The organism is Streptomyces sp. NPDC048392 (assembly GCF_043200575.1).
Taxonomy (GTDB): domain Bacteria; phylum Actinomycetota; class Actinomycetes; order Streptomycetales; family Streptomycetaceae; genus Streptomyces.
The window spans coordinates 1-26,010 of the sequence record NZ_JBICYB010000016.1 but is presented as its reverse complement, the minus strand read 5'-3'; the positions used below and the strand labels follow the sequence as shown (position 1 = coordinate 26,010).

Genomic DNA, 26,010 nt, shown 5'->3' with positions numbered 1-26,010 from the left:
CTTCGGGTACTGGTTGTTCCGGCCGTCGAGGGGGGACCGATGTTGTCCGCAGGACTGCCGCAGGGCGCGGTGCCCAGGCTCGAACGGCCCGGCCCGCTGCGGGACCGTGTCTACGAGGCACTGCTCGAACTCATCACCACGCGGGCCCTCCGGCCGGGCCAGCACCTCGTCGAGAGCGAACTCGCCGGTCACCTCGGCGTGTCGAGGCAGCCGGTGCGCGAGGCGCTGCAGCGGCTCAACACCGAGGGCTGGGTCGATCTGCGCCCCGCGCAGGGCGCGTTCGTGCACGAGCCGACGGAGGAGGAGGCCGACCAGCTCCTGACGGTCCGTACCCTGCTGGAGGCCGAGGCCGCGCGGCTCGCCGCGGCCAACGCCTCCAGCGCGGGGGTGGCCGCCTTGGAGGAGCTGTGCGAGGAGGGGGAGCGGGCCGTCGCCGCGGAGGACGTGGACGCCACCGTCGCCTTCAACGCCCGCTTCCACGGCAAGGTCATGGAGCTGGCGGGCAACGCCGTCCTCGCCGAGCTCGCCGCGCAGGTCGACCGCCGGGTCCGCTGGTACTACACCCCGGTCGCCCGGCAGCGTGGCCGGCAGTCCTGGATCGAGCACCGCAAGCTGATCGCCGCCATCACCGACCGGGACGAGCAGTCGGCGACCCGGCTGATGCGCGAGCACACGGAGCACACCAGGCGCTCGTACCACGCGCGGGGAGAATCCTGAGGTCGGAACCTGCTCCCGGCCCGTTCACAGGCCGCCCGGCGTCAAGGCCGGGCGGCCTCCTCGTGTCCTGACCCGGTGGCCGCCGCGCGCTTCTTTGTCCACTCAGAGGAGAAAGTTCGCAGCAATTCATGCGTGACTTCTTCCCACACTCGGCGCCCACTGCTACGTTCCCTCCGAAAGCAAGCCACGGGCGCAAGTCACGGTCGTGGCCGGAAACCGGCGGACTCGAGGCCGATCGAGGCGGGGAGGGGCTCGTGAGACGCATGACCGCACGACCCGCGAACGCCCACCAAGCGCGTCTGCTCCAGCTGTTGCGCGACGGCGGGCCCAACTCCCGTGCCCAGCTCGGCGACCAGGTCGACCTCTCCAGGTCCAAGCTGGCCGTCGAGGTGGACCGTCTGCTGGAGACGGGTCTTGTCGTGGCCGACGGGCTGGCCGCCTCGCGCGGCGGGCGCCGCAGCCACAACGTCCGACTCAACCCCGGACTGCGCTTCCTCGGCGTCGACATCGGCGCGACCTCCATCGACGTCGCCGTCACCAACGCCGAGCTGGAGATCCTCGGGCACATCAACCAGCCCATGGACGTGCGCGAAGGCCCGGTCGCGGTCTTCGAGCAGGTGCTCTCCATGGCCGCCAAGCTGCGGGCCTCGGGGCTCGCGGAGGGCTTCGACGGCGCCGGCTTCGGCGTCCCGGGGCCGGTCCGCTTCCCCGAGGGGGTGCCGGTGGCTCCGCCGATCATGCCGGGCTGGGACGGCTTCCCCGTACGGGAGGCGCTCAGTCAGGAACTCGGCTGCCCCGTCATGGTCGACAACGACGTGAACCTGATGGCGCTGGGTGAGCAGCACGCGGGCGTCGCCCGCACCCAGCACGACTTTCTCGTCGTCAAGATCGGTACCGGCATCGGCTGCGGCATCGTCGTCGGCGGTGACGTCTACCGGGGGACCACGGGCAGCGCGGGCGACATCGGGCACATCCAGGCCGTGCCCGACGGACGCCAGTGCGCCTGCGGCAACCGGGGCTGTCTGGAGGCCCACTTCAGCGGCGCGGCCCTGGCCCGCGACGCCATCGAGGCCGCCCAGCAGGGCCGCTCGGCCGAACTCGCGAACCGGCTGGAGGCGAACGGGGACCTCAGTGCCGCCGACGTCGCCGCCGCGGCCGCCGCGGGCGACGCCACCGCACTGGACCTGATCAGGGAGGGCGGCCGCAGCACCGGCCAGGTCATCGCCGGCCTGGTCAGCTTCTTCAACCCGGGCCTGGTGGTGATCGGCGGCGGGGTGACCGGTCTCGGCCACAACCTGCTCGCCGCGATCCGTACCCAGGTCTACCGCCAGTCGCTGCCCCTGGCGACCGGCAACCTGCCCATCGTTCTCGGGGAGCTGGGGCCCACCGCCGGAGTCATCGGCGCGGCCCGGCTGATCAGCGACCACCTGTTCTCACCCGCGTAGGCACTCTTCCACCCGCATAGGCACCTTCCGGTACCCGAGCACCACCAAGCACAGCGCTCTGCCCCGCCATGCCCTGCTCCACCCTGCCCCACCTCGCTCTGCGCCACCTCACTCTCTGCTCCACCCCGCCCCGCCCCGCCCTGCTCTGCCCTGACACCGGCCCGCACGCCCGCCGAGGGGACCTCACATGGCACCAGAACCACCGCTGCTCAGCATGTCCGGCATCACCAAGTCGTTCCCCGGAGTCCGGGCCCTCGACGGCGTCGACCTCGACGTCCAGGCCGGCGAGGTGCACTGCCTCCTCGGCCAGAACGGCGCCGGGAAGTCCACCCTCATCAAGGTGCTGGCCGGCGCCCACCAGCCCGACACCGGCACCATCCGCTGGCGCGGCGAGGACGTCACCCTGCGCTCACCCATCGCGGCCATGCGCCTGGGCATCGCCACCATCTACCAGGAACTCGACCTGGTCGAGCACCTGTCGGTCGCCGAGAACGTCCACCTCGGCCACGAGCCGACCGCCGCCGGCTTCGTCGTGCGGGGCCGGGCTGCCAAGGCCTCGACGGCAACTCTCCTCAAGCGGCTTGGCCACCCCGAGGTAGACCCGGGACGGCTGGTCGGGGAGCTGTCCGCGGCTCAGCAGCAGATCGTGTCCATGGCACGGGCGCTCTCGCACGACGTACGGCTGATCGTGATGGACGAGCCGTCGGCCGCCCTCGACCCGGACGAGGTCGACAACCTCTTCCGCATCGTCGCCGACCTCACCGCCGCCGGGGTCGCCGTCGTCTACATCTCGCACCGCCTGGAGGAGATCCGCCGCATCGGCGACCGGGTCACCGTCCTCAAGGACGGCCGGGCCGTCGCCGGCGGACTCCCCGCCGAGTCGACACCGACCCGCGAGGTGGTGGAGCTGATGACCGGACGCAACGTCGCCTACGTCTTCCCGGACCGGCCGGCCGCACCGCCGGCGGGCGGACCCGTGCTGAGCGTGAGGGGGCTGTCCCGCGAGGGCGAGTTCGCCCCCCTCGACCTGGAGGTGCGCCCCGGCGAGATCGTCGGCCTCGCGGGGCTGGTCGGCTCCGGCCGCTCCGAGATCCTGGAGACGGTCTACGGGGCCCGGAAGGCGAACACCGGCCAGGTCCTCGTCGACGGGCGTCCGCTCCGGCCGGGCAGTGTGCGCGCCGCGGTACGCGCCGGTCTCGGGCTCGCCCCCGAGGAACGCAAGGCACAGGCCCTGCTGATGCTCGAGTCCGTCACCCGCAACGTGTCGGTCTCCGCCATGTCCCGCTTCTCGCGCGGCGGCTGGGTCGACCGCGGCGCCGAACTGGGCGCGGCCCGCGCGGCGACCCGTGAGCTGTCGCTGCGGCCCGACAACCCCTCCGTGCCCGTGCGCACCCTGTCCGGCGGCAACCAGCAGAAGGCGGTCCTCGCCCGCTGGCTGCTGCGCGGCTGCCGGGTCCTGCTGCTCGACGAACCCACCCGCGGCGTCGACGTCGGCGCCCGCGCCGAGCTCTACGCCGTCATCCGGCGCCTCGCCGACGAGGGCCTCGCCGTCCTGCTGGTCTCCAGCGAGGTGCCCGAGGTTCTGGGTCTCGCCGACCGCGTACTGGTGCTGCGCGAGGGCCGCGTCGTGCACGAGGCCCCCGCCCGCGACCTCGACGAACACCGCGTACTCGACCTCGTGATGGAAGGAAGCCCGGCGTCATGACGCAGCACGTGTCCCCGCCACGGGGCGGCACCGGCAAGGCGGCACCGGTGGACGGTCCGTCCGCCCGGCGGGTCCGGTTGGGCCGCGCCGACGTCCGCACCCTCACCCTGCTCGGGGTGCTCGCCGTACTGGTCCTCATCGGCGGCATCACCCAGCCCGACGCGTTCCTCGACACCCGCAACCTCCAGCTGGTCCTCACCCAGGCTTCGGTGATCGGTGTCGTCACCGTCGGCATGACCTTCGTCATCGTCTCCGGCGGCATCGACCTGTCCGTCGGCGCCATCGTCGCCCTCGCCTCGGTGTGGGCGACCACGGTCGCCACCCAGGAGTACGGGTTCGCCGGCATCCTCTTCACCGCGATCGTGGTGGGAGTGGGCTGCGGACTGGTCAACGGGGTGCTCATCGCCTTCGGCCAGATGGTCCCGTTCATCGCCACCCTCGCCATGCTGGCCTCGGCGCGCGGACTCGCGCTGCAGATCACCGACGGCCGCACCCAGGTCGTCACCATCCCCAGCGTCCTGGACCTGGGCGAACGTGACTCCTACGTCCTCGGCATCCCGCCGCTGGTCCTGGTGTTCGCGGCCGTCACCGTCGTCGGCTGGCTGGTGCTCAACCGGACCACGTTCGGACGCCGCACCGTCGCCGTCGGCGGCAACGCGGAGGCCGCCCGTCTCGCCGGCATCGACGTCCGCCGCCAGCGGCTCTACCTCTACCTGCTGTCCGGGCTGTGCTGCGGCATCGCCGCCTTCCTGCTGATCGTCCTGGCCGGCTCCGGCCAGAACACCAACGGCAACCTCTACGAACTCGACGCCATCGCCGCCGCGATCATCGGCGGAACGCTGCTGACCGGGGGGCGGGGCCACATCCTCGGCTCCGTGCTCGGCGTCCTCATCTTCACCACGATCACCAACATCTTCGCCCTGAACAACCTGCAGAGCGACGTCCAGCAGATCGCCAAGGGCGCGATCATCGTCGCCGCCGTACTGGTCCAGCGCCGTACCGCAAGCACGCATTGAGGAAAGGGTTCACCGTCATGACGAAGCTCACGAGTCGCAGAGGGCTGTTCTTCGGAGCCGCCGCCGTGTCCGCCGGTGCCGTCCTCACCGGGTGCACGAGCAACGACCCCGACGACGGCGGCGACAAGGCCGCCGCGGACACGCGGCCGGCCGCCGACGACAGGCCGGGCAAGCAGGTCACGATCGGCTACGCCGGCCCCCAGGCCGACCACGGCTGGCTCAACGCCGTGAACGACAACGCCCACAAGCGCGCCGAGAAGTACTCGGACGTCACCCTGGAGGTCACCGAGGGTTCCAACGACACCGCCCAGCAGATCGGCCAGATCGAGACCCTCATCAACAAGAAGGTCGACGTCCTGGTGGTGCTGCCCGCCGACGGCAAGGCGCTCACCCAGGTCGGGCTGAAGGCCATGCGTGCCGGTATCCCCGTCGTCAACCTCGACCGCATCTTCAACAGCCCCCAGGCCTACCGCTGCTGGGTCGGCGGAGACAACTACGGGATGGGCCTCAACGCCGCCCACTACATCGGGGAGAAGCTCAAGGACACACCCGACGCCAAGGTCATCGAACTGGCCGGTCTGGACAACCTGGAACTGACCCAGCAGCGCACCAAGGGCTTCGACGACGGTCTGAAGAACTACCCGAACATCAAGAAGGTGGCCCGTCAGGCCGCCGAGTTCACCGTCGAGTCCGGCCAGGCCAAGATGGCCCAGCTGCTCCAGGCCCAGTCGAGCTTCGACGCCCTGTGGAACCACGACGACGACCAGGGCGTGGGCGCACTGCGCGCCATCGAGCAGGCCGGACGCGACGACTTCCTGATGGTCGGCGGCGCGGGCGCGCTGTCCGCCTTCCAGGCCATCAAGGCGGACAGCGGCGTCCTGAAGGCGACCGTGCTGTACCCGCCGACGATGGCCGCCTCGGCCATCGACCTGGCCCGTGCCCTCGGCCAGGGCAAGGGGATCAGCGGCCTCGCCGAGTTCGAGATCCCCTCGACCGTCACCTGCTACTCGGCCGTCGTCGACAAGGAGAACGTCGACCAGTACATGCCCACGGGCTTCAAGTGACGGTCGCCGCTCCGGCAGCGGCCTGACCAGCCGGCCGGGGCGGGGCCATCCCCACCGCGCCACCACGACGAGGAGGACATCCGCATGGGACAGCCGCAGCAGCCCGAGGGGGCCGGGGCATCGGCCGCCGGGACCGCAGCCGGCAGCGGGACCGATACCGGGCCCGACGACGGGAGCGGGGCGGCGACGGGGGCGTCCGCCACCAGACCGCCCCTGCGCGTCGGCATGGTCGGCTACGCCTTCATGGGCGCCGCCCACTCCCAGGGCTGGCGCACCGCCGGCCGGGTCTTCGACCTGCCGCTGAACCCGGTCATGACCGCCATCTGCGGACGGGACGCCGACGCCGTCCGCACGGCGGCCGACCGGCACGGCTGGGCGAGCACCGAGAGCGACTGGCGGGACCTGGTCGAACGGGACGACATCGACCTCGTCGACATCTGCACGCCCGGTGAAAGCCACGCCGAGATCGCCCTGGCCGCGCTCGCCGCCGGGAAACACGTCCTGTGCGAGAAGCCGCTGGCCAACACCGTCGAGGAGGCGCAGGCGATGACCAGCGCCGCCGAGCAGGCGGGACGGCGCGGCCAGCTGGCCATGGTCGGCTTCAACTACCGTCGGGTACCGGCCACCGCGCTGGCCCGGCGGATGGTCGCCGAGGGCCGCGTCGGCCGGCTGCGGCACCTGCGGGTGACCTACCTCCAGGACTGGCTGGTGGACCCGAAGGCCCCGCTCACCTGGCGGTTGCGCAAGGAGCTGGCCGGTTCGGGGGCGCTCGGCGACCTGGGCGCCCACATCGTCGACCTCGCCCAGTACCTGTCGGGGGAGCGGATCGCGGGCGTCTCCGCCCTCACCGAGACCTTCGTACGGGAACGCCCGCTGCCCGCCGGCGCCCCCCGGGGCCTGTCCGCGGGCTCGGCGGACGGGGTGACGGGGCAGGTCACCGTGGACGACGCCGCCGTCTTCACCGGCCGCCTCACCTCCGGCGCCCTGGTCTCCTTCGAGGCCACCCGGTACGCCACCGGCCGCAAGAACGCTCTGCGCATCGAGCTCAACGGCGAGCGCGGCTCGCTCGCGTTCGACCTGGAGCGGCTCAACGAGCTGTCGTACCACGACGGTACGGAACCGGGGGAGCTCGCGGGCTTCCGCCGGATCCTGGTCACCGAACCCGAACACCCCTACCTGGACGCCTGGTGGCCCCCGGGCCACGGACTCGGCTACGAGCACACCTTCGTGCACCAGGCGCGCGACCTCGTCCACGCCGTCGCCGAGGGCCGCGGGCCGGAACCCTCCTTCGCCGACGGGCTGCAGGTGCAGCGCGTGCTCGCGGCCGTGGAGGAGAGCGCCGAGAAGAACTCCGTCTATACCCCGATCACCCCCTGAGGAGGCCGGCAGCGACATGCCACGCAACTTCACTCTCTTCACCGGACAGTGGGCGGACCTGCCGCTGGAGGAGGTCTGCCGACTCGCCCGCGACTTCGGCTACGACGGCTTGGAACTGGCGTGCTGGGGCGACCACTTCGAGGTCGACAAAGCTCTCGCCGACCCCTCCTACGTGGACTCCCGGCACCAGCTGCTCGACAAGTACGGCCTCAAGTGCTGGGCGATCTCCAACCACCTGGTCGGCCAGGCCGTCTGCGACGCCATCATCGACGAACGCCACCGGGCGATCCTGCCCGACCGCATCTGGGGCGACGGCGAGGCCGAAGGCGTACGGCAGCGCGCCGCGGCCGAGATCAAGGACACCGCACGGGCCGCCGCCCGCCTCGGCGTCGACACCGTCATCGGCTTCACCGGCTCGGCCATCTGGCACCTGGTCGCCATGTTCCCGCCCGCTCCCGAGTCCATGATCGAGCGCGGCTACCAGGACTTCGCGGACCGCTGGAACCCGGTCCTCGACGTCTTCGACGCCGAGGGCGTGCGGTTCGCGCACGAGGTGCACCCCAGCGAGATCGCCTACGACTACTGGACCACCCGGCGTGCCCTGGAGGCGGTCGACCACCGGCCGGCTTTCGGCCTGAACTTCGACCCCTCGCACTTCGTGTGGCAGGACCTCGACCCCGTCGGCTTCCTGTGGGACTTCCGCGACCGGATCTACCACGTCGACTGCAAGGAGGCCCGCAAGCGCCTCGACGGCCGCAACGGGCGCCTCGGCTCCCACCTGCCGTGGGGCGACCCGCGGCGCGGCTGGGACTTCGTGTCGGCCGGGCACGGCGACGTCCCCTGGGAGGACGTCTTCCGCATGCTGGGCTCCATCGACTACCAGGGGCCCGTCTCCGTCGAGTGGGAGGACGCCGGCATGGACCGGCTGCAGGGCGCACCGGAAGCCCTGACCCGGCTCAGGGCATTCGACTTCGATCCGCCCAGCGCGTCCTTCGACGCCGCCTTCAACAGCTGATCGCGCGCCCCGACCGCAGGTCGGGGCCGGGGACCGGACCACCCGCCGGTCCCCGGTCCGGCCTGCCCGAATCCCGCTTTGTCCTGAGTTGGGAAAAAGTTGAACAAGTCCCGGCGCAAGGGGTGTTGGCCCCGGAAGAACGCGGTTACCGTCCCTGAAGTGTTCAGGACATTCACGCCTCCGGGGTGACGGCGCACCCCGGCGCCCGCATCGCACGTCTTCGCACCCATCCCGTACGGCCCACCCGTTCCCGGAGGGACTTCGTGCACAGAACCAGACTCAAAGCCACCAGGACCGCAAGGCGTCCCGGGCTTCGCACCGGCCTCGCCCTGTTCACCGGCCTGCTGCTGGCCGTGGGCACCCCGGCCACCGTCGCCGGCGCCCACCCCGGCCACCCGGAACACGACGAGACGGCAGCCGCCGCCGAGGGGCAGTTCCAGCAGGTACCGCTCGCCAAGGGCGAACCCGAGATGGGCGAGCCGATGTCGCTCGCCGTCCTCCCGGACCGCAGCGTCCTGCACACCGCCCGCGACGGCACACTGCGCCTGACCGACCAGGGCGGCGTCACCAAGGTCGCCGGCAGGATCCCCGTCTACAACCACGACGAGGAGGGCCTGCAGGGCGTCGGCATCGACCCGGACTTCAAGGACAACCGGGCGATCTACCTCTACTACGCCCCGCCGCTCGACACCCCCGCGGGCGACGCCCCGGAGAACGGCACCGCCGAGGACTTCAAGAAGTTCGACGGCGTCAACCGCCTCTCCCGCTTCGTGCTCAACGCCAACGGCACGCTTGACATGGCCAGCGAGAAGAAGGTCCTGGACGTCGCGACCTCCCGCGGCACCTGCTGCCACGTCGGCGGCGACATCGCCTTCGACGCCGACGGCAACCTCTACCTCTCCACCGGCGACGACACCAACCCCTTCGCCTCCGACGGCTACACGCCGATCGACGAGCGACCCGACCGCAACCCTGCCTTCGACGCCCGCCGCAGCGCCGGCAACACCAACGACCTGCGCGGCAAGCTCCTGCGCATCAAGGTCGCCGAGGACGGCTCGTACACCGTCCCGGAGGGCAACCTCTTCGAGCCCGGCACCGAGAAGACCCGCCCCGAGATCTACGCGATGGGCTTCCGCAACCCCTTCCGGATCAGCGTCGACAAGAAGACCGGCACGGTCTACGTCGGCGACTACGGCCCCGACGCCGGCGCCGCCGACCCGAACCGCGGCCCGGGCGGACAGGTCGAGTTCGCCAAGGTCACCAAGGCCGCCAACTTCGGCTGGCCGTTCTGCACCGGCGACAACGACCCCTACGTCGACTACGACTTCGCCACCAAGACCTCCGGCGAGACCTTCGACTGCGCCGCCCCGAAGAACACTTCGCCGCACAACACGGGTCTCACCGATCTGCCGCCCGCCCAGGCCGCCTGGATTCCGTACGACGACGACTCCGTGCCCGAGTTCGGCAGCGGCTCCGAGTCCCCGATGGGCGGCCCGGTCTACCGCTACGACGCGGACCTCGACTCCAAGGTGAAGTTCCCCGAGGAGTACGACGGCGACTTCTTCGCCGGCGAGTTCGGCCGCCGGTGGATCAAGCGGATCGAGCAGAACGGGGACGGGACGGTCGCGAAGATCAACGACTTCCCGTGGACCGGCACCCAGATCATGGACATGGAGTTCGGCCCCGACGGCGCGCTCTACGTCCTGGACTACGGCCTGTCCTGGTTCCAGGGCGACAAGGACTCCGCCCTGTACCGGATCGAGAACGCCGAGGACGGCTTCTCCCCGATCGCCGAGGTCAGCGCCAACAAGACGTCCGGCGCGGCCGGTCTCAAGGTCGCCTTCACCGCCACCGCCAAGGACGCCGACTCCCCGGATCTCACCTACGGCTGGGACTTCGGCGACGGCACCGAGGGAGAGGGCCTCACTCCCACCCACAAGTACAAGAAGGTCGGCACCTACACCGCGACCTTCACCGCCAGGGACCCCGAGGGCAACACCGGCAACGCGAGCGTCCGGATCGTGGTCGGCAACACCGAACCCAGAGTGAGGATCGACGTCCCGGGCAACGGCACCCTGGCCGCCTTCGGCGAACCCGTACCGTTCAAGGTGACCGTCACGGACCCGGAGGAGACGATCGACTGCTCCAAGGTCAAGGTCGCCTACAGCCTCGGCCACGACTCCCACGCCCACGAGCTGACCAGCGAGACGGGCTGTGAGGGCACCCTGAAGCCGCCCGCCGGGGACGGCGGACACGACCCGAACGCCGACATCTACGGCGTCGTCGGCGCCGGCTACACCGACGGTGGGGCCAACGGCCAGGAGGCCCTGACCGGCACCGCCCGCACCGTGCTCCAGCCGCTGCACCGCCAGGCCGAGCACTTCACCACCCAGCAAGGCGTGTCGACCATCGACAAGACCGGTGCCAACGGCGGCAAGACCGTCGGTGACATCAACGACGGCGACTGGATCTCCTTCAGCCCCTACAGGTTCGACGGCCAGAAGAAGATGACCGTGCGTGCCTCTTCCGGCGGCAGCGGCGGCTACATCGAGCTGCGCACCGGCTCACCCACCGGCAAGCTGCACGGCTCGGCGTACATCCCGCCGACCGGCGGCTGGGAGACGTTCCAGAACGTCGACGTACCGCTGCGGTCCCTGCCCAGGAAGACCACCGAGATCTACCTGGTCTTCAGGGGCGGCGACGGCGCGCTGTACGACGTGGACGACTTCGAGTTCTCCAAGGAGCCGTTCAATGCGGGCAAGAAGGTCCTGGTCTTCTCCAAGACCGCCGGCTTCCGCCACGACTCCATCCCGGCGGGCATCGCCGCCCTGAAGGAGCTGGGCACCCCCGCCGGCATCTCGGTCACCGCCACCGAGGAGGCCGGGCAGTTCACCACCGCCAACCTCGCCAAGTACGACGCGGTCGCCTTCCTGTCCACCACGGGAGACGTCCTGAACGCCGATCAGCAGAAGGCGTTCGAGAACTACGTCAAGAACGGCGGCGGCTACATGGGCGTCCACGCCGCCGCCGACACCGAGTACGACTGGGAGTTCTACGGAGGCCTCGTCGGCGCCTACTTCAAGTCGCACCCGGCCATCCAGAAGGCCACCGTCCGCGTCGAGGACCACGACCACCCGGCCACCGCGCACCTCGACGACACCTGGGAGCGCACCGACGAGCTGTACAACTACCGCACCAACCCGCGCGAGCAGGCCAAGGTCCTCGCCACCCTCGACGAGACGACCTACTCCGGCGGCACCATGAAGGGCGACCACCCGATCGCCTGGTGCCAGAGCTACGGCGGCGGCCGCTCCTTCTACACCGGCCTCGGCCACACCAAGGAGTCCTACGCGGACGAGACCTTCCGGGGCCACCTGCTCGGCGGCATGCAGTACGCCACCGGCCAGGTCAAGGCCGACTGCAAGCCGGCCAAGGGCTACCGGGACATCTTCAACGGCCAGACCCTGGACGGCTGGAAGCAGGCCGGCCCCGGCAGGTTCGACGTCAAGGACGGCACCCTGGAGTCCGAGGGCGGCATGGGCCTGCTCTGGTACCAGGCCAAGGAGCTGAAGTCGTACTCCCTCAAGCTCGACTGGAAGATGCGGGGCGACGACAACTCCGGCGTCTTCGTGGGCTTCCCGGCTTCCGACGACCCCTGGTCCGCGGTGGACAGGGGCTACGAGATCCAGATCGACGCCACGGACGCGGCGGACCGCACGACGGGTTCCGTCTACTCCTTCAAGTCGGCCGACATCAAGGCCCGCGACCAGGTTCTGCGGCCGCCCGGCCAGTGGAACTCCTACGAGATCAAGGTCCGGGGCGAACGCCTCCAGGTGTTCCTCAACGGAGTCAAGATCAACGACTTCACCAACAAGGACCCCGAGCGGAGCCTGACCGACGGCTACATCGGCCTTCAGAACCACGGAGCCGACGACCAGGTCTCCTTCCGCAACATCCAGCTGAGGGAACTGCCCTCCTAGGGCGACCCGCCCCGGTGGGGTGAGCCCCCTCCGGGGCGGACCGCCCCCTCCGGCGCGACCCGCCCCCCGGGGCAACCGGAACGGCGGCGGGCGGAGGACGCCGGACCTCCGCCCGCCGTCCCGCCGGGTCAGTGCACCCGGCACCCCGCTCGTTCCTCCGGCGCTCGCACCCGGTTCGCGTACGACAAGGAGGCTGCCCATGTCCGCCGAACCGTCCCCGCCCACCCCCTCAACGGCCCCGCGCTACGGGGTCTGGTTCATCGGGGCGCGCGGATCCGTCGCCACGACCGCGATCGCAGGCTGCGCCGCGGTCGCCGCGGGGCTCCACCCGCCGACCGGCATGGTCACCGAGACGGCGCCCTTCGCCGCGTGCGGTCTGCCATCGTTGTCGTCGCTCGTCTTCGGCGGTCACGACACCGTCGACTGCCCGCTGCCCAAACGCGCCGAACACCTCGCCGAGGGCGGCGTCCTGCCGCACGGCCTGCCCTCCGCGGTGCACGCCGAGCTCGTCGCCGCCGACCGGGAGATCAGGCCCGGCGGGCCCCTGCCGGGGGACACCGACCGGGATTCGGGCCGGGGCGACGAGGCACTGATCGACGTGTTCGCCACCGACATCCGCGACTTCGTCAGCCGTCAGGGCCTGGCCGGCGCTGTCGTGATCAACGTCGCCTCCACCGAGCCGGCCCCCGCCGACGGCACGCTGCCGCCCAGCTCCCTCTATGCGGCGGCCGCTCTGCGCGCCGACTGTCCCTACGTCAACTTCACCCCCTCAGCGGGCCTGCACCACCCTGCGCTGGCCCCGCTCGCCGAGTCCTCCGGCCTGCCGTACGCGGGCCGCGACGGCAAGACCGGGCAGACCCTGCTGCGGTCCGTGCTCGGCCCGATGTTCCTCCAGCGCGCCCTCGCCGTGCGCGCCTGGTCCGGCACCAACCTCCTGGGCGGCGGCGACGGTGCCGCCCTCGCCGACCCGGCGGCGGCGGCCGCCAAGAACGCCGGCAAGGCGCGCGTCCTCGCCGACACCCTCGGCGCGCCCGTCCAGGGCGAGGTCCACATCGACGACGTGCCCGCGCTCGGCGACTGGAAGACGGCCTGGGACCACATCGCCTTCGACGGTTTCCTCGGCGCCCGCATGATTCTCCAGACCACCTGGCAGGGCTGCGACTCCTCCCTCGCCGCCCCGCTCGTCCTCGACCTCGCCCGCCTGGCCGTCCGCGCCCGCCAGAAGGGCCTGACCGGCCCGCTGGGCGAACTGGGCTTCTACTTCAAGGACCCGGTCGGCGACGGCCCGTCGTCCCTGGCCGGGCAGTACACGGAGCTGAAACGCTTCGCCGTGCGGCTGTGCGACCGTGCCGAAGGAGACGCAGACGGCGGGCATGCCGGGGACGCCGGGGACGCCGGGGGCACTGGGAGCGCCGGGAGCGCCGGGAGCGCCGGGAGCGCCGGGAGCGCCGGGAGCGCCGGGAGCGCCGGGGGCACCGTGGACACTGGGAGCGCCGTGGACACCGGGGGCACCGGGGGCGCTGGGAGTGCCGGGGACACCGTGGGCACTGGGAGTGCCGGGAGCGCCGTGGGCACTGGGAGCGCCGGGGACGCCGGGGACGCCGGTGCCGGGGGACTCGGCAGCTACGCCGACGAGCGCGGGGGCGCCCGGCTCGACGACGGCGCCGACGAGCGCGGGGCACGGCGATGAGCCGCACCGTCGCCGCGGCGCGGGACACGGCCGGGTCGTCCGCGTCGGCCGGAACATCCGGGGTGGAGGGCCCGGCACCGGAGAACGCCTCACCGCCCTCCGGCGCCGGGGAGTCCCATGCCGCGTCCCGCCCCCACTCCGCCCGCGCGGGGGCGTGGGCGGAACTGCTGCGGCTGCCCGCCCTGTTCACCGTCCCCGGCGACGCCCTGGCCGGAGCGGCGGCGACCGGTGTACGCCCCGGCCCCCGCATCCTGCTCGCCATCGGGTCCTCCCTGTGCCTGTACGAGGCAGGCATGGCCCTCAACGACTGGGCCGACCGCGCCGAGGACGCCGCGGAACGCCCGCACCGCCCGCTGCCGTCCGGCCGCATCCGCCCGACCGCCGCTCTCGCGGCCGCCGGTGCCCTCACCGGCGCCGGACTGGCGCTGGCCGCCGGCGCGGGACGATCCGCCCTCGCGGTCGCCGCGCCGCTGGCAGCCGTCGTCTGGGCCTACGACCTCGCCCTGAAGCACACGCCGGCCGGTCCCGCCGCCATGGGCGCCGCCCGCGGACTGGACCTCCTCCTGGGCGCCGCCGCCACCGGCGGCGCCACCCGGGCCGCGCTGCCCTCGGCCGTGCTGCTCGGCAGCCACACCCTCGCGGTCACGGCCGTCTCCCGCCGGGAGACCACCGGCGGTTCCGTCCTGGCCCCGCTGACCGCCCTCGCGACGACGGGGGCGCTGACCTCGCTGGTCGCCCGCCGCCGCACCCGGCCCCCGGCAGGCCGGCGGGCAGCAGCCGCCCCCGGCCTGCCGGGCTCCGACCCGGCGCCCACTGCCACCGACGTCCTCACGGCCGCCCTGGGCGCCGCCTACGCCGCCACAGCGGCCCGGCCCTACTTCCACGCCGCGCTCAACCCGTCGCCCCCGCTCACCCAACGCGCCGTGGGCGGCGGCATCAAGGCCACGATCCCGCTCCAGGCCGCGCTCGCCGCCCGCTCCGGCGCGAGGACCACGTCCCTCCTGGTCGCGGCCCTCGTCCCGGCCGGCCGGCTGTTCGCGAGGAGGGCCGCCATGAGGAAGGTGAGCATCACGTGAGCCCCGCCCCGTACCGGAGGCCGGAGGAGAGCGACTCCGAAAGCACGGCCCCGGACCCGTCGAACGCGGCACGCCCCGCGCGGCAGCGGCATGCGGCCCCGGCCGCCTCCGCACCCGCCGGGCCGGGCCTGCCGTCGGGCCCGGACGGGAGCACGCCCGGGACGGCTGCGCCGGAGCCGCCGTCGGGCCCGGAGGCGAGGGCCGGGAGGCCCTCCGCCCCGGACGCGCGGCCGGACCGCGACGGCACCCCTCCGCCCGCGCTCCGCTTCGGCTACGGCACCAACGGTCTCGCCGACCTCCGCCTCGACGACGCCCTCGGCCTCCTCGCCGACCTGGGATACGACGGCGTCGGCCTGACCCTCGACCACATGCACCTCGACCCGCTCGCGGACGACCTGGCCGCCCGTACCCGCCGGGTCGCGGGGCGGCTGGACGCCCTCGGTCTGGGCGTCACCGTGGAGACCGGCGCCCGCTATGTGCTCGACCCCCGCCGCAAACACGGTCCGTCCCTGCTCGACCCGGACCCGCAGGACCGGGCCCGCCGTGCCGACCTCCTCGTCCGTGCCGTGCACGTCGCCGCCGGCCTCGGTGCCCACGCCGTGCACTGCTTCAGCGGCGTCACCCCGGCGGGCACGGACGAGGACACGGCATGGAAGCGGCTGGCCGAGACCCTCGCCCCGGTCCTGGACGCCGCCGCCATCGCGGGCGTCCCCCTCGCGGTGGAGCCCGAACCGGGGCATCTGCTCTCCACCCTCGCCGACTTCCACACCCTGCGCCGTACCCTCGGCGACCCCGAACATCTCGGTCTCACCCTGGACATCGGCCACTGCCAGTGCCTCGAACCCCTCCCTCCCGCCGACTGCGTGCGCGCCGCCGCCCCCTGGCTGCGCCACGTACAGATCGAGGACATGCGCCGCGGCGTCCACGAACACCTCCCCTTCGGTGACGGCGAGATCGACTTCCCGCCCGTCCTCGAGGCCCTCGCCGCCACCGGCTACCAGGGCCTGACCGTCGTCGAACTGCCCCGCCACTCCCACGCGGGCCCCCACTTCGCCGGACACTCCCTCCCGTTCCTGCGCCGGGCCGCGCAGGCGTCCCCCCGCACCAGCCGCTCGGGCGAGCCCTCCGCCACCCGCTGAAGGGAGCCACACCATGACGCAGCCACACGCCACCCCCGTCACCCCCGACCCCCAGGGCGCGGACGGCACCCCCGCCGGGCAGGACCCCCAGGGCACCACCCCCGCCCACATCCCGCCCGCCGACCTGCGCGCCGCCCTCTGCGCCCGGCTCGGCGGAGCCGCCCGCGCCTGGCTCGACCAGGCCCTGGACGAGGCCGCCGCCCACCCCGGCACCCACGGCCCCATCTCGGTGTGGGAGCTGCGCCTCGCCGAGGCCGGCCGCCGCTGCGGATCCGCCCACGCCGACGCCGCCCGGGTCCTGGTCCTGCACGCCGCCCGCGCCGACAAGGACGCCCTGTCCCGGGTCTACGCCCAGGGCACCGCCGACGAACGCCGCGCCGTCCTGCACGCGCTGCCCCACCTCGTGCCCGGCCCGGACGCCCTCCCACTCGTCGAGGACGCCCTGCGCACCAACGACACCCGGCTCGTCGCCGCCGCCCTCGGCCCGTACGCCGCCCGGCACCTGGACGCGCACCAGTGGCGGCACGCCGTGCTGAAGTGCCTGTTCACCGGCGTCCCCGTCGACCGGGTGGCGGACCTCGCCCGCCGGGCACAGGGGGACGACGAACTCGCCCGGATGCTCGCCGACTACGCCGCCGAACGCACCGCCGCGAGCCGCACCGTCCCCGAAGACCTGCACCGCGTCCTGGCCCTGACCGAGTCCGGGCCGTCCTCGCCCGGCACGGCCGACCCCCACGGCAAGGAGTCCTGATGCGCATCTTCGACCCCCACATCCACATGACCTCCCGGACCACCGACGACTACGAGGCCATGCACGCCGCCGGCGTCCGCGCCGTCGTCGAACCCTCCTTCTGGCTCGGCCAGCCCCGCACCTCTCCCGGCTCCTTCCGCGACTACTTCGACGCCCTCCTCGGCTGGGAACCATTCCGCGCCGCCCAGTACGGAATCGCCCACCACTGCACGATCGCCCTCAACCCCAAGGAGGCGAACGACCCCCGGTGCCTGTCCGTCCTCGACGAACTGCCCCGCTATCTCGTCAAGGACCGGGTGGTGGCCGTCGGCGAGATCGGCTACGACTCCATGACGCCCGCCGAGGACACCGCCCTGGCCACCCAGCTCCAGCTCGCCGCCGACCACGGCCTGCCCGCTCTCGTGCACACCCCGCACCGGGACAAGCTCGCCGGCCTGCGCCGCACCCTGGACGTGGTCCGCGAGTCCGCGCTGCCCACGGAGCGGGTGCTGGTCGACCACCTCAACGAGACCACCGTCGACGAGGCCAAGGACAGCGGCGCCTGGCTCGGCTTCTCCGTCTATCCGGACACCAAGATGGACGAGGCCCGGATGGTCGCCCTGCTGCGCGAGTACGGGCCGGAGCGGGTGCTGGTGAACTCCGCCGCCGACTGGGGCAGGAGCGACCCTCTCAAGACCCGCAAGGTCGGCGACCTGATGCTCGCCGAGGGCTTCACCGAGGACGACGTGGACCGGGTGCTGTGGCGCAACCCCGTCGCCTTCTACGGGCTCAGCGGACGGCTGGCACTCGACGTGACCTCGGGCGGCGCCACGCACGAGGGCAACTCCATCCTGCGCGGCGGGGAGTGAGCCATGCGCTTCCGGCACCCCGACGGCTCCACCGTCCACCTCGCCTACTGCACCAACGTCCACCCCGCCGAGACCCTCGACGGCGTCCTCGCCCAGCTCCGCGACCACTGCGAGCCGGTCCGCAGGCGCCTCGGGCGCGACCGTCTCGGCATCGGGCTGTGGCTCGCCCGCGACGCCGCCCACGCCCTGGTGACCGACCCCGCCGCCCTGCGCGGCCTGCGCACCGAACTCGACCGGCGCGGCCTGGAGGTCGTCACCCTCAACGGCTTCCCCTACGAGGGCTTCGGCGCCGAAGAGGTCAAGTACCGCGTCTACAAGCCGGACTGGGCCGACCCCGAACGACTCGACCACACCACCTCCCTGGCCCGCCTGCTCGCCGGGCTGCTGCCCGACGACGTCACGGACGGCACCATCTCCACCCTGCCGCTCGCCTGGCGCACCGCCCACGACGAGACCCGTGCCGACAAGGCCCGTGCCGCCCTGCTCACCCTCGCCGAACGCCTCGACGCCCTCCAGGAACTGACCGGCCGGTCCATCCGCATCGGCCTGGAACCCGAACCCGGCTGCGTCGTCGAGACGACCCACGACGCCATCGCCCCGCTGACCGCGATCGCCCACGACCGCATCGGCATCTGCGTCGACACCTGCCACCTCGCCACCTCCTTCGAAGACCCGCACACCGCTCTGGACGCGCTCACGGCCGCCCGCGTACCCGTCGTCAAGTCCCAGCTGTCCGCCGCGCTGCACGCCGAACACCCCGCCGACCCCGCGGTCCGCGAAGCGCTCGCCGCCTTCGCCGAGCCGCGCTTCCTGCATCAGACCCGCACCACCACACCGTCCGGCGGCCGCCACGGCACCGACGACCTCGACGAGGCCCTCGCGGACGGCGGCCCGCTGCCCGTCACCGCGCCCTGGCGCGCCCACTTCCACGTCCCCCTGCACGCGGCCCCCGCCGCGCCCCTCACCTCCACCCTGCCCGTACTCGAGGCCGCGCTGACCCGACTCGTCGGCGGCCCGCACCCGCTGACCCGTCATCTGGAGGTCGAGACGTACACCTGGCAGGCCCTCCCGCCCGAGCTGCGGCCCCGTGCCCGCGCCCAGCTCACCGACGGCATCGCCGCCGAGCTGACCCTCGCCCGCGACCTGTTGACGGACCTCGGCCTGAAGGAACTGCCATGACGCGACCCACCCCCTCCGACGGACCCACCCCCCTCCTCGTCCTGGACGTCGTCGGCCTCACCCCCCGCCTCCTCGACCACATGCCCCACCTCAAGCGGCTCGGCCAGTCCGGCTCCCGCGCACCGCTCGGCACCGTCCTGCCCGCCGTCACCTGCGCCGCCCAGTCCACCTTCCTCACCGGCACCCACCCCTGCGAGCACGGCATCGTCGGCAACGGCTGGTACTTCCGGGAACTCGGCGACGTCCTGCTGTGGCGCCAGCACAACGGACTCGTCACCGGCGACAAACTCTGGGATGCCGCCCGCCGCGCCCACCCCGGCTACACCGTCGCCAACATCTGCTGGTGGTACGCCATGGGCGCCGACACCGACATCACCGTCACCCCCCGTCCCGTCTACTACGCCGACGGCCGCAAGGAACCCGACTGCTACACCCGGCCCCCGGACCTGCACGACGAACTCACCGGCAAACTGGGCACCTTCCCGCTCTTCCACTTCTGGGGGCCCGGCGCCGACCTGGTCTCCAGCCAGTGGATCATCGACGCCACCCGGCACATCACGGCCACCCGGCATCCCGACCTGGCCCTCTGCTATCTCCCTCACCTCGACTACGACCTCCAGCGCTTCGGCCCCGACGATCCGCGCTCCCTGCGGGCCGCCGCCGACCTGGACACGGCGCTGGCCCCGCTGCTCGACGACGCCCGCGCCGAGGGCCGCACCGTGGTCGCGTTGTCCGAGTACGGCATCACCCCCGTCAGCCGGCCCGTGGACATCAACCGTGCCCTGCGCCGCGCCGGACTCCTGGAAGTGCACACCCAGGACGGCATGGAGTACCTCGACCCGATGGCCTCCCGTGCCTTCGCGGTCGCCGACCACCAGGTCGCCCACGTGTACGTCCGCCGCCCCGAGGACCTGGACGCGGCCCGCGCCGCCCTGGACGGGCTGCCCGGCATCGAGCAGCTCCTCGACGACGAGGGCAAGAAGGCCCAGCACCTCGACCATCCGCGCGCCGGCGAGCTGGTCGCCCTGGCTGAGCCGGACGCCTGGTTCACGTACTACTACTGGCTCGACGACGACCGCGCCCCCGACTTCGCGCAGCTCGTCGAGATCCATCGCAAACCCGGCTACGACCCGGTCGAGCTGTTCATGGACCCACTCGACCCCTACGTCAAGGTCAAGGCGGCCACCGCCCTGGCCCGCAAGAAGCTCGGCATGCGCTACCGCATGGCGGTCGTGCCCCTGGACCCCTCACCTATTCGAGGCAGCCACGGCCGCCTCCCCGCGAGCGACGACGACGGTCCGCTCCTCATCTGCTCCACCCCCCGCGCCGTCGGAGACCGCGTCGCGGCCACCGACGTGAAACAACTCCTGCTCCGGCTCGCCGGACTCGGCTGACGCGCCACCGGGCGCGGCCTCCGAGATCCGACTACTGAGAGTGAAACACACGGCACTGACAATGGCCCGCCCGAGTCGCATCGGCGCAGGCCACGACCCAGAAGGCAGGTACCCGTGACCCCGTTCACCGACCCCTCCCGCACCGACGCCGGCACCGACCCGGCCGCCGACGGCCCCGGCGAGAGCCTGCGCCGCACCCTCGGTGTGGACCGGCGCCGTTTCCTCAGCACCTGCACCGCGGTGGCGGCCGGAGCCGTCGCGGCTCCCGTCTTCGGCGCCGCGCCCGCCCTCGCCCACGGCCGGGGCAGAGACCACGGTCACGGTCATGGCCACGGCCACGGCCAGATCCTCGTCCCGGCGGACAAGCGCGGCATCATCCTCTACACCGTCCGTGACGCCACCGCCCGCGACCCCCTCGCCTCCGACCTGCCCTCCGGCTTCCGCGAGGTGTTCAAGCAGCTGGCCCGCCACGGTTACCGCCAGGTGGAGTTCGCCGGGTACAACCAGCACGCCAACGCGCCCGGCGGCGCCAGCCTGGAGTCCGTCGCGGGCGCCCGGCTGCTGCGCTCCTGGCTCGACGACTACGGGCTGCGGGCCCAGGGCAACCACGGCTTCATCCCGTCCTCCTGGCCGCTGACGACGGCGGACAAGGACACCTTCAAGAAGCACCTGGAGATCGCCAACATCCTCGGCATGGACCACATGGGCACCGGTGGCGACCCCACCGGCAGCTCGTACCGCGCCGACTGGGACGTGGCCGCCGACAAGTGGAACGCCCTCGGCGCGATCGCCCACCGGGAGGGCATCAAGCTCTACACCCACAACCACGACAGCGCCTACGGCTTCCTGCTGGACGGCGGTCCGCTGGACGACCAGAACCGGCCGACCCGCAGTTCGGGCATCCGGAAGCTGGAGTACTTCCTCAAGATCACCGACCCGAGGGTCGTCTGGCTGGAGATGGACATCTTCTGGGCGCACGTCGCCCAGTACAAGTTCCACACGTACACCGCCCACGACGGCTCCACCCGGGAGAACGTCTTCGACCCGGCCGGACTCGTCGTCCGCAACAACAGGCGCTATCCGCTGTTCCACGCCAAGGACGGTGTCGTCAGCACGACCAACGGGATGGGCTACGACATGGTGCCCTTCGGAACCGGGGTCATCGACTACACGACGTTCTTCTCACGGGTCGGACAGCGGAACTACCACAACCCGATGATCGAGGACGACAACTCCCCGAGCGCCACCGATCCCGCGCAGTCGCTGCGGGAGGCCAAGATCAGCTACGACAACCTGGCGGCCCTGCGCAAGTGCCGCCACTGACCCGCGACACGGACCGGGCGGCCCTTCCCGCGTGCTGCGGGAGGGGCCGCCCGGTCCGTGCGAAGGCGGCCTCGTCGGGTCATCCCTCGCCGAGCGGCCGCGGATTGGGTGTGATGCGCTTGTCCTTCGAGCGTCCCGGCGGTCGCAGGAACAGCGCCATGAATCCGGCGAAGATGGAGATGCTGCCTGCCAGGCTGAAGGCGCCGTTGTAGCCCCAGGCACCGACTACCACGGAACCCATGCCCGCGCCCAGGCCGGAGACGAGCTTCGAGCTGTAGACCATCCCGTAGTTGGTGGCGTTGTTGTTCACACCGAAGTAGTCCGCCGTCAGCGCCGCGAACATCGGGAAGATGGCACCGCCGCCGAAACCGGAGACGGCGGAGAAGAGCAGGAACAGCGGCAGGTTCCTGATCCCGGCCGACCAGATGATGCCGAACTGGGCGACGCCCAGGATCGCGCAGACGCAGAGCAGGCACTGCTTGCGGCCGTAGAGATCGGACAGCCAGCCGATGACACCGCGCCCGGTGCCGTTGACGATCGCCTTCAGCGACATGGCGGTGGCCACGATTCCGGCCGCGAAGCCCGCCTCCTCACCGATGTCGACCTGGAAGGCGATACCGAAGATGTTCACGCCGGAGGTGCAGGCGAGGCAGAACCACATCAGCGCCACCCGGCCGGTCCTCCAGGCCTCCAGCGGGGAGAACTGCTTGGCGGCCGGAGGGTTCCTCTCCAGCGAACGACGGGCCCGCGGGTCGTCCGGCGGGTTCAGCGGGTCGATGGAGGACGGCCACCAGTTCTTCGGCGGGTCCCGGAAGTAGAAGCCGGCGAAGGCCACTGTCACGGCGAGGAAGACACCGGCCGAGACCAGCACCCAGCGGAAGTTGGAGCCGTCCATGTAGCCGTGGAAGATGAAGACGAACGGCACCGAGCCGTAGGCGAAACCGCCGTTGACGAAGCCGGTCTTCCCACCCCTGCGCTCGGGGTACCACTTGCCGACCATGTTGACGCAGGTCGCGTACACCATGCCGGCACCGATGCCGCTGAACACGCCGAACCCGATGAAGGCGAGCGAGACGTGCGGCGCGAACGCCAGCGCCAGATAGCCGAGCAGCGTGCCCACCGAACCCAGCATCATCGCCCAACGCGCCGGCAGCTTGCCGCTCTCACGCAGCCGGCCCGCCGGAAAGGCGACCGCGGCCTGGCAGAAGATCCAGGCGGTCATCATCCAGTAGATGCTGCCGCTGGGCCAGTGGTGGGCCTCGTGGAGCGTGTCCTCGGCGGACGCGAACGCGTACTCGGCGGAGGAGATGCCCATCATGCCGATCCAGGGCAGAATCACCATCCACTTGCGCTTGCGCCCCATGATGTCGATGTCGGACTCGCCCACGCGATAGACGCGTCCGTTCCTGTCGGTCACCTCCCGGTGGACGGCGACCCGTGTGACGTCGGTGGTTGTCATGTCGTTTGCACCCCTTGCGTCGAAAGTTCTGGCCAGCGCCCCCTGTCCAATGCCTTTCGTGCGCGCGCGGGTCCTCGGGTCCGGCCGACGCGCACCCGTCGGCCGGACCCCCGCCGGCTCAGGTCATGAGCCGCCTCCCAACAGCCCCGCGGCCCGCGCCCACCGGTACTTGGCGCCCAGCACGGCCACCGGCTTCTCGGTCGTGTACGGATACGCCACGACCCCGCGCTCGAAGAGGTACTGGCACGCCTCCTCCACCTCGACGTCGCCCGCGAGAGAGGCCACCACGGGCTTCTCGACGCCGCGCTCACGGAACTCGGCCACCACGCGCGCGGTGAGTTCGGCGAACACCATGGGAGGCGTGACGATGGTGTGCCAGTAGCCGAGGACGAGCGCGTGGACGCGCGGGTCCTCCAGGCCGAGCCGGATCGTCGCCTCGTACGTCGACGGCGGCTCGCCCCCGGTGATGTCCACCGGGTTGCCCGCCGCCCCGAACGGCGGGATGTACGCGCGGAACGCCGTGTCCAGGTCGGGCGGTATCTCCATCAGCGACAGCCCGTTGTCCGTCACCGCGTCGGAGAGCAGCACCCCGCTGCCGCCGGCCCCGGTGATGATGACGACGTTGTCGCCCTGTGGAGCGGGAAGCACCGGCAACGCGCGCGCGTACTCCAGCATCTCGTTCAGCCCGGGCGCCCGGATGACGCCGGCCTGCCGGAGGATGTCGTCGTACACGGCGTCGTCCCCGGCGAGTGCCCCGGTGTGCGACCCGGCGGCCTTCGCGCCCGCCGCCGTACGACCCGCCTTGAGCACCACGACCGGCTTCCTCGGCACCGTCGCCCGCGCCGCCTCGACGAAGGCGCGGCCGTCCTTGAGGTCCTCCAGGTGCATCGCGATGCACTCGGTGTGCGGGTCCTCGCCGAACCAGGTCAGCAGGTCGTCCTCGTCCAGGTCCGACTTGTTGCCCAGGCCGACGATGGCCGACACACCGGTCTTCGTGGTCCGCGCGAAGCCCAGGATGGCCATCCCGATGCCGCCCGACTGCGAGGTCAGCGCGACGCCGCCCTTGACGTCGTAGGGCGTGCAGAACGTCGCGCACAGGTCCTGCCACGTCGAGTAGTAGCCGTAGATGTTCGGACCGAGCAGCCGGACGCCGTGGCGCTCGGCGATCGCCACGATCTCGTCCTGGAGGGCGTGTTCACCGGTCTCGGCGAAGCCGGAGGGGATGAGTACGGCGTTGGGGATCCGCTTGCGGCCCACCTCCTCGAGGGCCGCCGCCACGAACCGCGCGGGGATCGCGAAGACCGCCACATCCACCTCACCGGGAACGTCGGTGACACTCTTGTAGGCCTTGCGGCCCAGGATGTCATCGGCCCTGGGGTTCACCGGATGGATCTCCCCCGCGAAGCCGCCGTCGATGAGATTGCGCATCACCGAGTTGCCGATCTTCCCCGGCTCGTTCGACGCGCCGATCACCGCGACCGACGCGGGCTGCATCAGGCGGCGCATCGAGGTGAGGATCTGCTCGCGCGTGTACCGTCGCCGTTCCTTCGGCCTGTCGGTCGCGAGGATCACCCGGATGTCGGCGGCGACCGCGCCCTCGGGCGTGGCGATCACCGGGTTGAGGTCCACCTCGGCGATCTCCGGGAAGTCCGCGACGAGTTCGGAGACCCGGCGGATCTGCTCCGCCACCGCCCACCGGTCCACGCCGGCCCGTCCGCGCACCCCGCGCAGTACCTCAGCCGCCCGGATCGAGTCCAGCATGGACAGCGCCTCGTCGGCGTCCACGGGAGCCAGCCGGAAGGTGACGTCCTTGAGGACCTCGACCAGCACCCCGCCGAGCCCGAACGCCACCACCTTCCCGAACGTCGGGGTCCGTCACCGCCCCGACGATGACCTCCTGCCCCTGCGGCAGCAGCTCCTGGATCTGCACGCCCTCGATCCGTGCCGACGCGTCGTACGCGCGCGCGTTGTCGACGATCCGGCAGAACGCCCCCCGCACGTCCGCCGCGCCCTCCACCCCGACGACCACACCGCCGGCGTCGGTCTTGTGCAGGATGTCCGGCGACACGATCTTCATCACGACCGGCCCGCCGAACCGCGCCGCACACGCCACCGCCTCGTCGACGTCCCGCGCCAGCTCCTCACCCGGTACCGCGATCCCGTAGGCGTCGGCGAGCACCTTGCCCTCGGGCGCGGTCAGCGCGGTGCGCCCCTCGGCCCGTACGGACGCCAGGAGCCCGCGCACCCGCGCAACCCGGTCCTCGGCCATCACGTCAGATCACCCCGTTCGACTTGAGCAGCCGCAGTTCCTCGTCGCCGAGGCCCAGCTCACCGACGTAGACCTCTTCGTTGTGCTCGCCGAGGAGCGGCGAACTGGTCACCTTCACGGGGGAGTCCGAGAGCTTGAGCGGACTGCCGACGGTCACGAACTCGCCCCGCTCGGGATGGGGGACGGTCACGACCATCTCGTTGGCTGCCAGCGAGCCGTCCTCGATGATCTCCTTGGTGGACAGGATCGGCCCGCACGGGATGTTGTGGGCGTTCAGCCGCTCCAGCACCTCCCACTTGGGCAGGGTGGACGACCACTCCTCGATCAGCTGGAACATCTTGTTCAGCTTGGGCAGCCTGGCCTGCGGCGTCGCCCACTCCGGGTCCTCGGCCAGCTCCGGCCGGCCGATCAGCTCGGTCAGCGGCTGCCAGCCGACCGGCTGGACGATGACGTACACGTAGTCGTTCGGGGACCTGTCCCCGAGTGGTGGACACCTCTGAGCCCGGCCCCGGCAGGGGCCGGGTAGGAGGGATCTCTTATGGTGATGAAGGTCTACTCGCCCG

17 protein-coding genes and 2 pseudogenes are annotated in these 26,010 nt (G+C 71.9%); 16 read left to right on the top strand and 3 right to left on the bottom strand.

Annotated features, from left to right (window positions below):
* Nucleotides 1-39 precede the first annotated feature (39 nt).
* The 16 genes and pseudogenes from ACGFYH_RS21685 to ACGFYH_RS21610 all read left to right on the top strand — a co-directional run bounded on the left by ACGFYH_RS21685 (nucleotide 40) and on the right by ACGFYH_RS21610 (nucleotide 21,719).
* The gene (locus ACGFYH_RS21685; RefSeq protein ID WP_393804784.1) at nucleotides 40-717 is read left to right on the top strand and encodes a GntR family transcriptional regulator; all 678 of its coding nucleotides are present in this window, start codon (nucleotides 40-42) and stop codon (nucleotides 715-717) included.
* Between the two features lie 263 nt (nucleotides 718-980).
* Nucleotides 981-2,162, top strand: a complete 1,182-nt coding sequence (locus ACGFYH_RS21680) for an ROK family protein (protein WP_393804783.1) — start codon at nucleotides 981-983, stop codon at nucleotides 2,160-2,162.
* A gap of 187 nt (nucleotides 2,163-2,349) precedes the next feature.
* Nucleotides 2,350-3,867, top strand: a complete 1,518-nt coding sequence (locus ACGFYH_RS21675; RefSeq protein ID WP_393804782.1) for a sugar ABC transporter ATP-binding protein — start codon at nucleotides 2,350-2,352, stop codon at nucleotides 3,865-3,867.
* The gene (locus ACGFYH_RS21670) at nucleotides 3,864-4,883 is read left to right on the top strand and encodes an ABC transporter permease (protein ID WP_393804781.1); all 1,020 of its coding nucleotides are present in this window, start codon (nucleotides 3,864-3,866) and stop codon (nucleotides 4,881-4,883) included. Before ACGFYH_RS21675 ends, ACGFYH_RS21670 begins: the two co-directional genes overlap by 4 nt.
* 17 nt (nucleotides 4,884-4,900) lie before the next feature.
* Nucleotides 4,901-5,947, top strand: coding sequence for a substrate-binding domain-containing protein (locus ACGFYH_RS21665; RefSeq protein ID WP_393804780.1), 1,047 nt, complete (start codon nucleotides 4,901-4,903; stop codon nucleotides 5,945-5,947).
* Between the two features lie 84 nt (nucleotides 5,948-6,031).
* On the top strand, nucleotides 6,032-7,324 hold the full coding sequence (locus tag ACGFYH_RS21660; RefSeq protein WP_393804779.1) for a Gfo/Idh/MocA family protein: 1,293 nt from the start codon (nucleotides 6,032-6,034) through the stop codon (nucleotides 7,322-7,324).
* Nucleotides 7,325-7,340: 16 nt separating this feature from the next.
* Nucleotides 7,341-8,339, top strand: coding sequence for a sugar phosphate isomerase/epimerase family protein (locus tag ACGFYH_RS21655; RefSeq protein ID WP_393804778.1), 999 nt, complete (start codon nucleotides 7,341-7,343; stop codon nucleotides 8,337-8,339).
* A gap of 263 nt (nucleotides 8,340-8,602) precedes the next feature.
* Nucleotides 8,603-12,319, top strand: a complete 3,717-nt coding sequence (locus tag ACGFYH_RS21650; protein WP_393804777.1) for a ThuA domain-containing protein — start codon at nucleotides 8,603-8,605, stop codon at nucleotides 12,317-12,319.
* Between the two features lie 199 nt (nucleotides 12,320-12,518).
* Nucleotides 12,519-13,673: pseudogene (locus ACGFYH_RS21645) on the top strand (inositol-3-phosphate synthase); the annotation flags it as partial.
* Nucleotides 13,674-14,005: 332 nt separating this feature from the next.
* Nucleotides 14,006-15,085, top strand: a complete 1,080-nt coding sequence (locus ACGFYH_RS21640; protein WP_393804776.1) for an SCO3242 family prenyltransferase — start codon at nucleotides 14,006-14,008, stop codon at nucleotides 15,083-15,085.
* A gap of 128 nt (nucleotides 15,086-15,213) precedes the next feature.
* On the top strand, nucleotides 15,214-16,224 hold the full coding sequence (locus tag ACGFYH_RS21635) for a sugar phosphate isomerase/epimerase family protein (RefSeq protein ID WP_393804898.1): 1,011 nt from the start codon (nucleotides 15,214-15,216) through the stop codon (nucleotides 16,222-16,224).
* A 13-nt stretch (nucleotides 16,225-16,237) separates the two neighbouring features.
* Complete coding sequence (locus tag ACGFYH_RS21630; protein WP_393804775.1) at nucleotides 16,238-16,975, top strand: EboA domain-containing protein; 738 nt, start codon at nucleotides 16,238-16,240, stop codon at nucleotides 16,973-16,975.
* Entirely contained in the window at nucleotides 16,975-17,823 is an 849-nt protein-coding gene (locus ACGFYH_RS21625; RefSeq protein ID WP_393804774.1) for a TatD family hydrolase, read from the top strand. The genes ACGFYH_RS21630 and ACGFYH_RS21625 overlap by 1 nt, the downstream gene beginning before the upstream one ends.
* A 3-nt stretch (nucleotides 17,824-17,826) precedes the next feature.
* The gene (eboE, locus tag ACGFYH_RS21620) at nucleotides 17,827-19,002 is read left to right on the top strand and encodes a metabolite traffic protein EboE (RefSeq protein WP_393804773.1); all 1,176 of its coding nucleotides are present in this window, start codon (nucleotides 17,827-17,829) and stop codon (nucleotides 19,000-19,002) included.
* On the top strand, nucleotides 18,999-20,396 hold the full coding sequence (locus ACGFYH_RS21615) for an alkaline phosphatase family protein (RefSeq protein WP_393804772.1): 1,398 nt from the start codon (nucleotides 18,999-19,001) through the stop codon (nucleotides 20,394-20,396). Before eboE ends, ACGFYH_RS21615 begins: the two co-directional genes overlap by 4 nt.
* A 114-nt stretch (nucleotides 20,397-20,510) precedes the next feature.
* On the top strand, nucleotides 20,511-21,719 hold the full coding sequence (locus ACGFYH_RS21610) for a sugar phosphate isomerase/epimerase family protein (protein WP_393804771.1): 1,209 nt from the start codon (nucleotides 20,511-20,513) through the stop codon (nucleotides 21,717-21,719).
* A 79-nt stretch (nucleotides 21,720-21,798) separates the two neighbouring features.
* Here the strand turns inward: ACGFYH_RS21610 and ACGFYH_RS21605 are convergent, their stop codons facing one another.
* The 3 genes and pseudogenes from ACGFYH_RS21605 to ACGFYH_RS21595 form a co-directional block, all read right to left on the bottom strand.
* On the bottom strand, nucleotides 21,799-23,178 hold the full coding sequence (locus ACGFYH_RS21605) for an OFA family MFS transporter (RefSeq protein ID WP_393804770.1): 1,380 nt from the start codon (nucleotides 23,176-23,178) through the stop codon (nucleotides 21,799-21,801).
* A 123-nt stretch (nucleotides 23,179-23,301) separates the two neighbouring features.
* Nucleotides 23,302-25,447 (bottom strand): annotated as a pseudogene (locus tag ACGFYH_RS21600) (acetate--CoA ligase family protein).
* A gap of 4 nt (nucleotides 25,448-25,451) precedes the next feature.
* The coding region (locus tag ACGFYH_RS21595; RefSeq protein WP_393804769.1) for a CoA transferase at nucleotides 25,452-26,010 on the bottom strand (559 nt) is incomplete at its 5' end.

Excerpts from the sequence above, each read along its gene's own strand:
- ACGFYH_RS21685 (WP_393804784.1), top strand. The coding sequence starts at position 40 with ATGTTGTCCGCAGGACTGCCGCAGGGCGCGGTGCCCAGGCTCGAACGG.
- ACGFYH_RS21680 (WP_393804783.1), top strand. The coding sequence starts at position 981 with ATGACCGCACGACCCGCGAACGCCCACCAAGCGCGTCTGCTCCAGCTG.
- ACGFYH_RS21675 (WP_393804782.1), top strand. The coding sequence starts at position 2,350 with ATGGCACCAGAACCACCGCTGCTCAGCATGTCCGGCATCACCAAGTCG.
- ACGFYH_RS21670 (WP_393804781.1), top strand. The coding sequence starts at position 3,864 with ATGACGCAGCACGTGTCCCCGCCACGGGGCGGCACCGGCAAGGCGGCA.
- ACGFYH_RS21665 (WP_393804780.1), top strand. The coding sequence starts at position 4,901 with ATGACGAAGCTCACGAGTCGCAGAGGGCTGTTCTTCGGAGCCGCCGCC.
- ACGFYH_RS21660 (WP_393804779.1), top strand. The coding sequence starts at position 6,032 with ATGGGACAGCCGCAGCAGCCCGAGGGGGCCGGGGCATCGGCCGCCGGG.
- ACGFYH_RS21655 (WP_393804778.1), top strand. The coding sequence starts at position 7,341 with ATGCCACGCAACTTCACTCTCTTCACCGGACAGTGGGCGGACCTGCCG.
- ACGFYH_RS21640 (WP_393804776.1), top strand. The coding sequence starts at position 14,006 with ATGAGCCGCACCGTCGCCGCGGCGCGGGACACGGCCGGGTCGTCCGCG.
- ACGFYH_RS21630 (WP_393804775.1), top strand. The coding sequence starts at position 16,238 with ATGACGCAGCCACACGCCACCCCCGTCACCCCCGACCCCCAGGGCGCG.
- ACGFYH_RS21625 (WP_393804774.1), top strand. The coding sequence starts at position 16,975 with ATGCGCATCTTCGACCCCCACATCCACATGACCTCCCGGACCACCGAC.
- eboE (WP_393804773.1), top strand. The coding sequence starts at position 17,827 with ATGCGCTTCCGGCACCCCGACGGCTCCACCGTCCACCTCGCCTACTGC.
- ACGFYH_RS21615 (WP_393804772.1), top strand. The coding sequence starts at position 18,999 with ATGACGCGACCCACCCCCTCCGACGGACCCACCCCCCTCCTCGTCCTG.
- ACGFYH_RS21605 (WP_393804770.1), bottom strand. The coding sequence starts at position 23,178 with ATGACAACCACCGACGTCACACGGGTCGCCGTCCACCGGGAGGTGACC.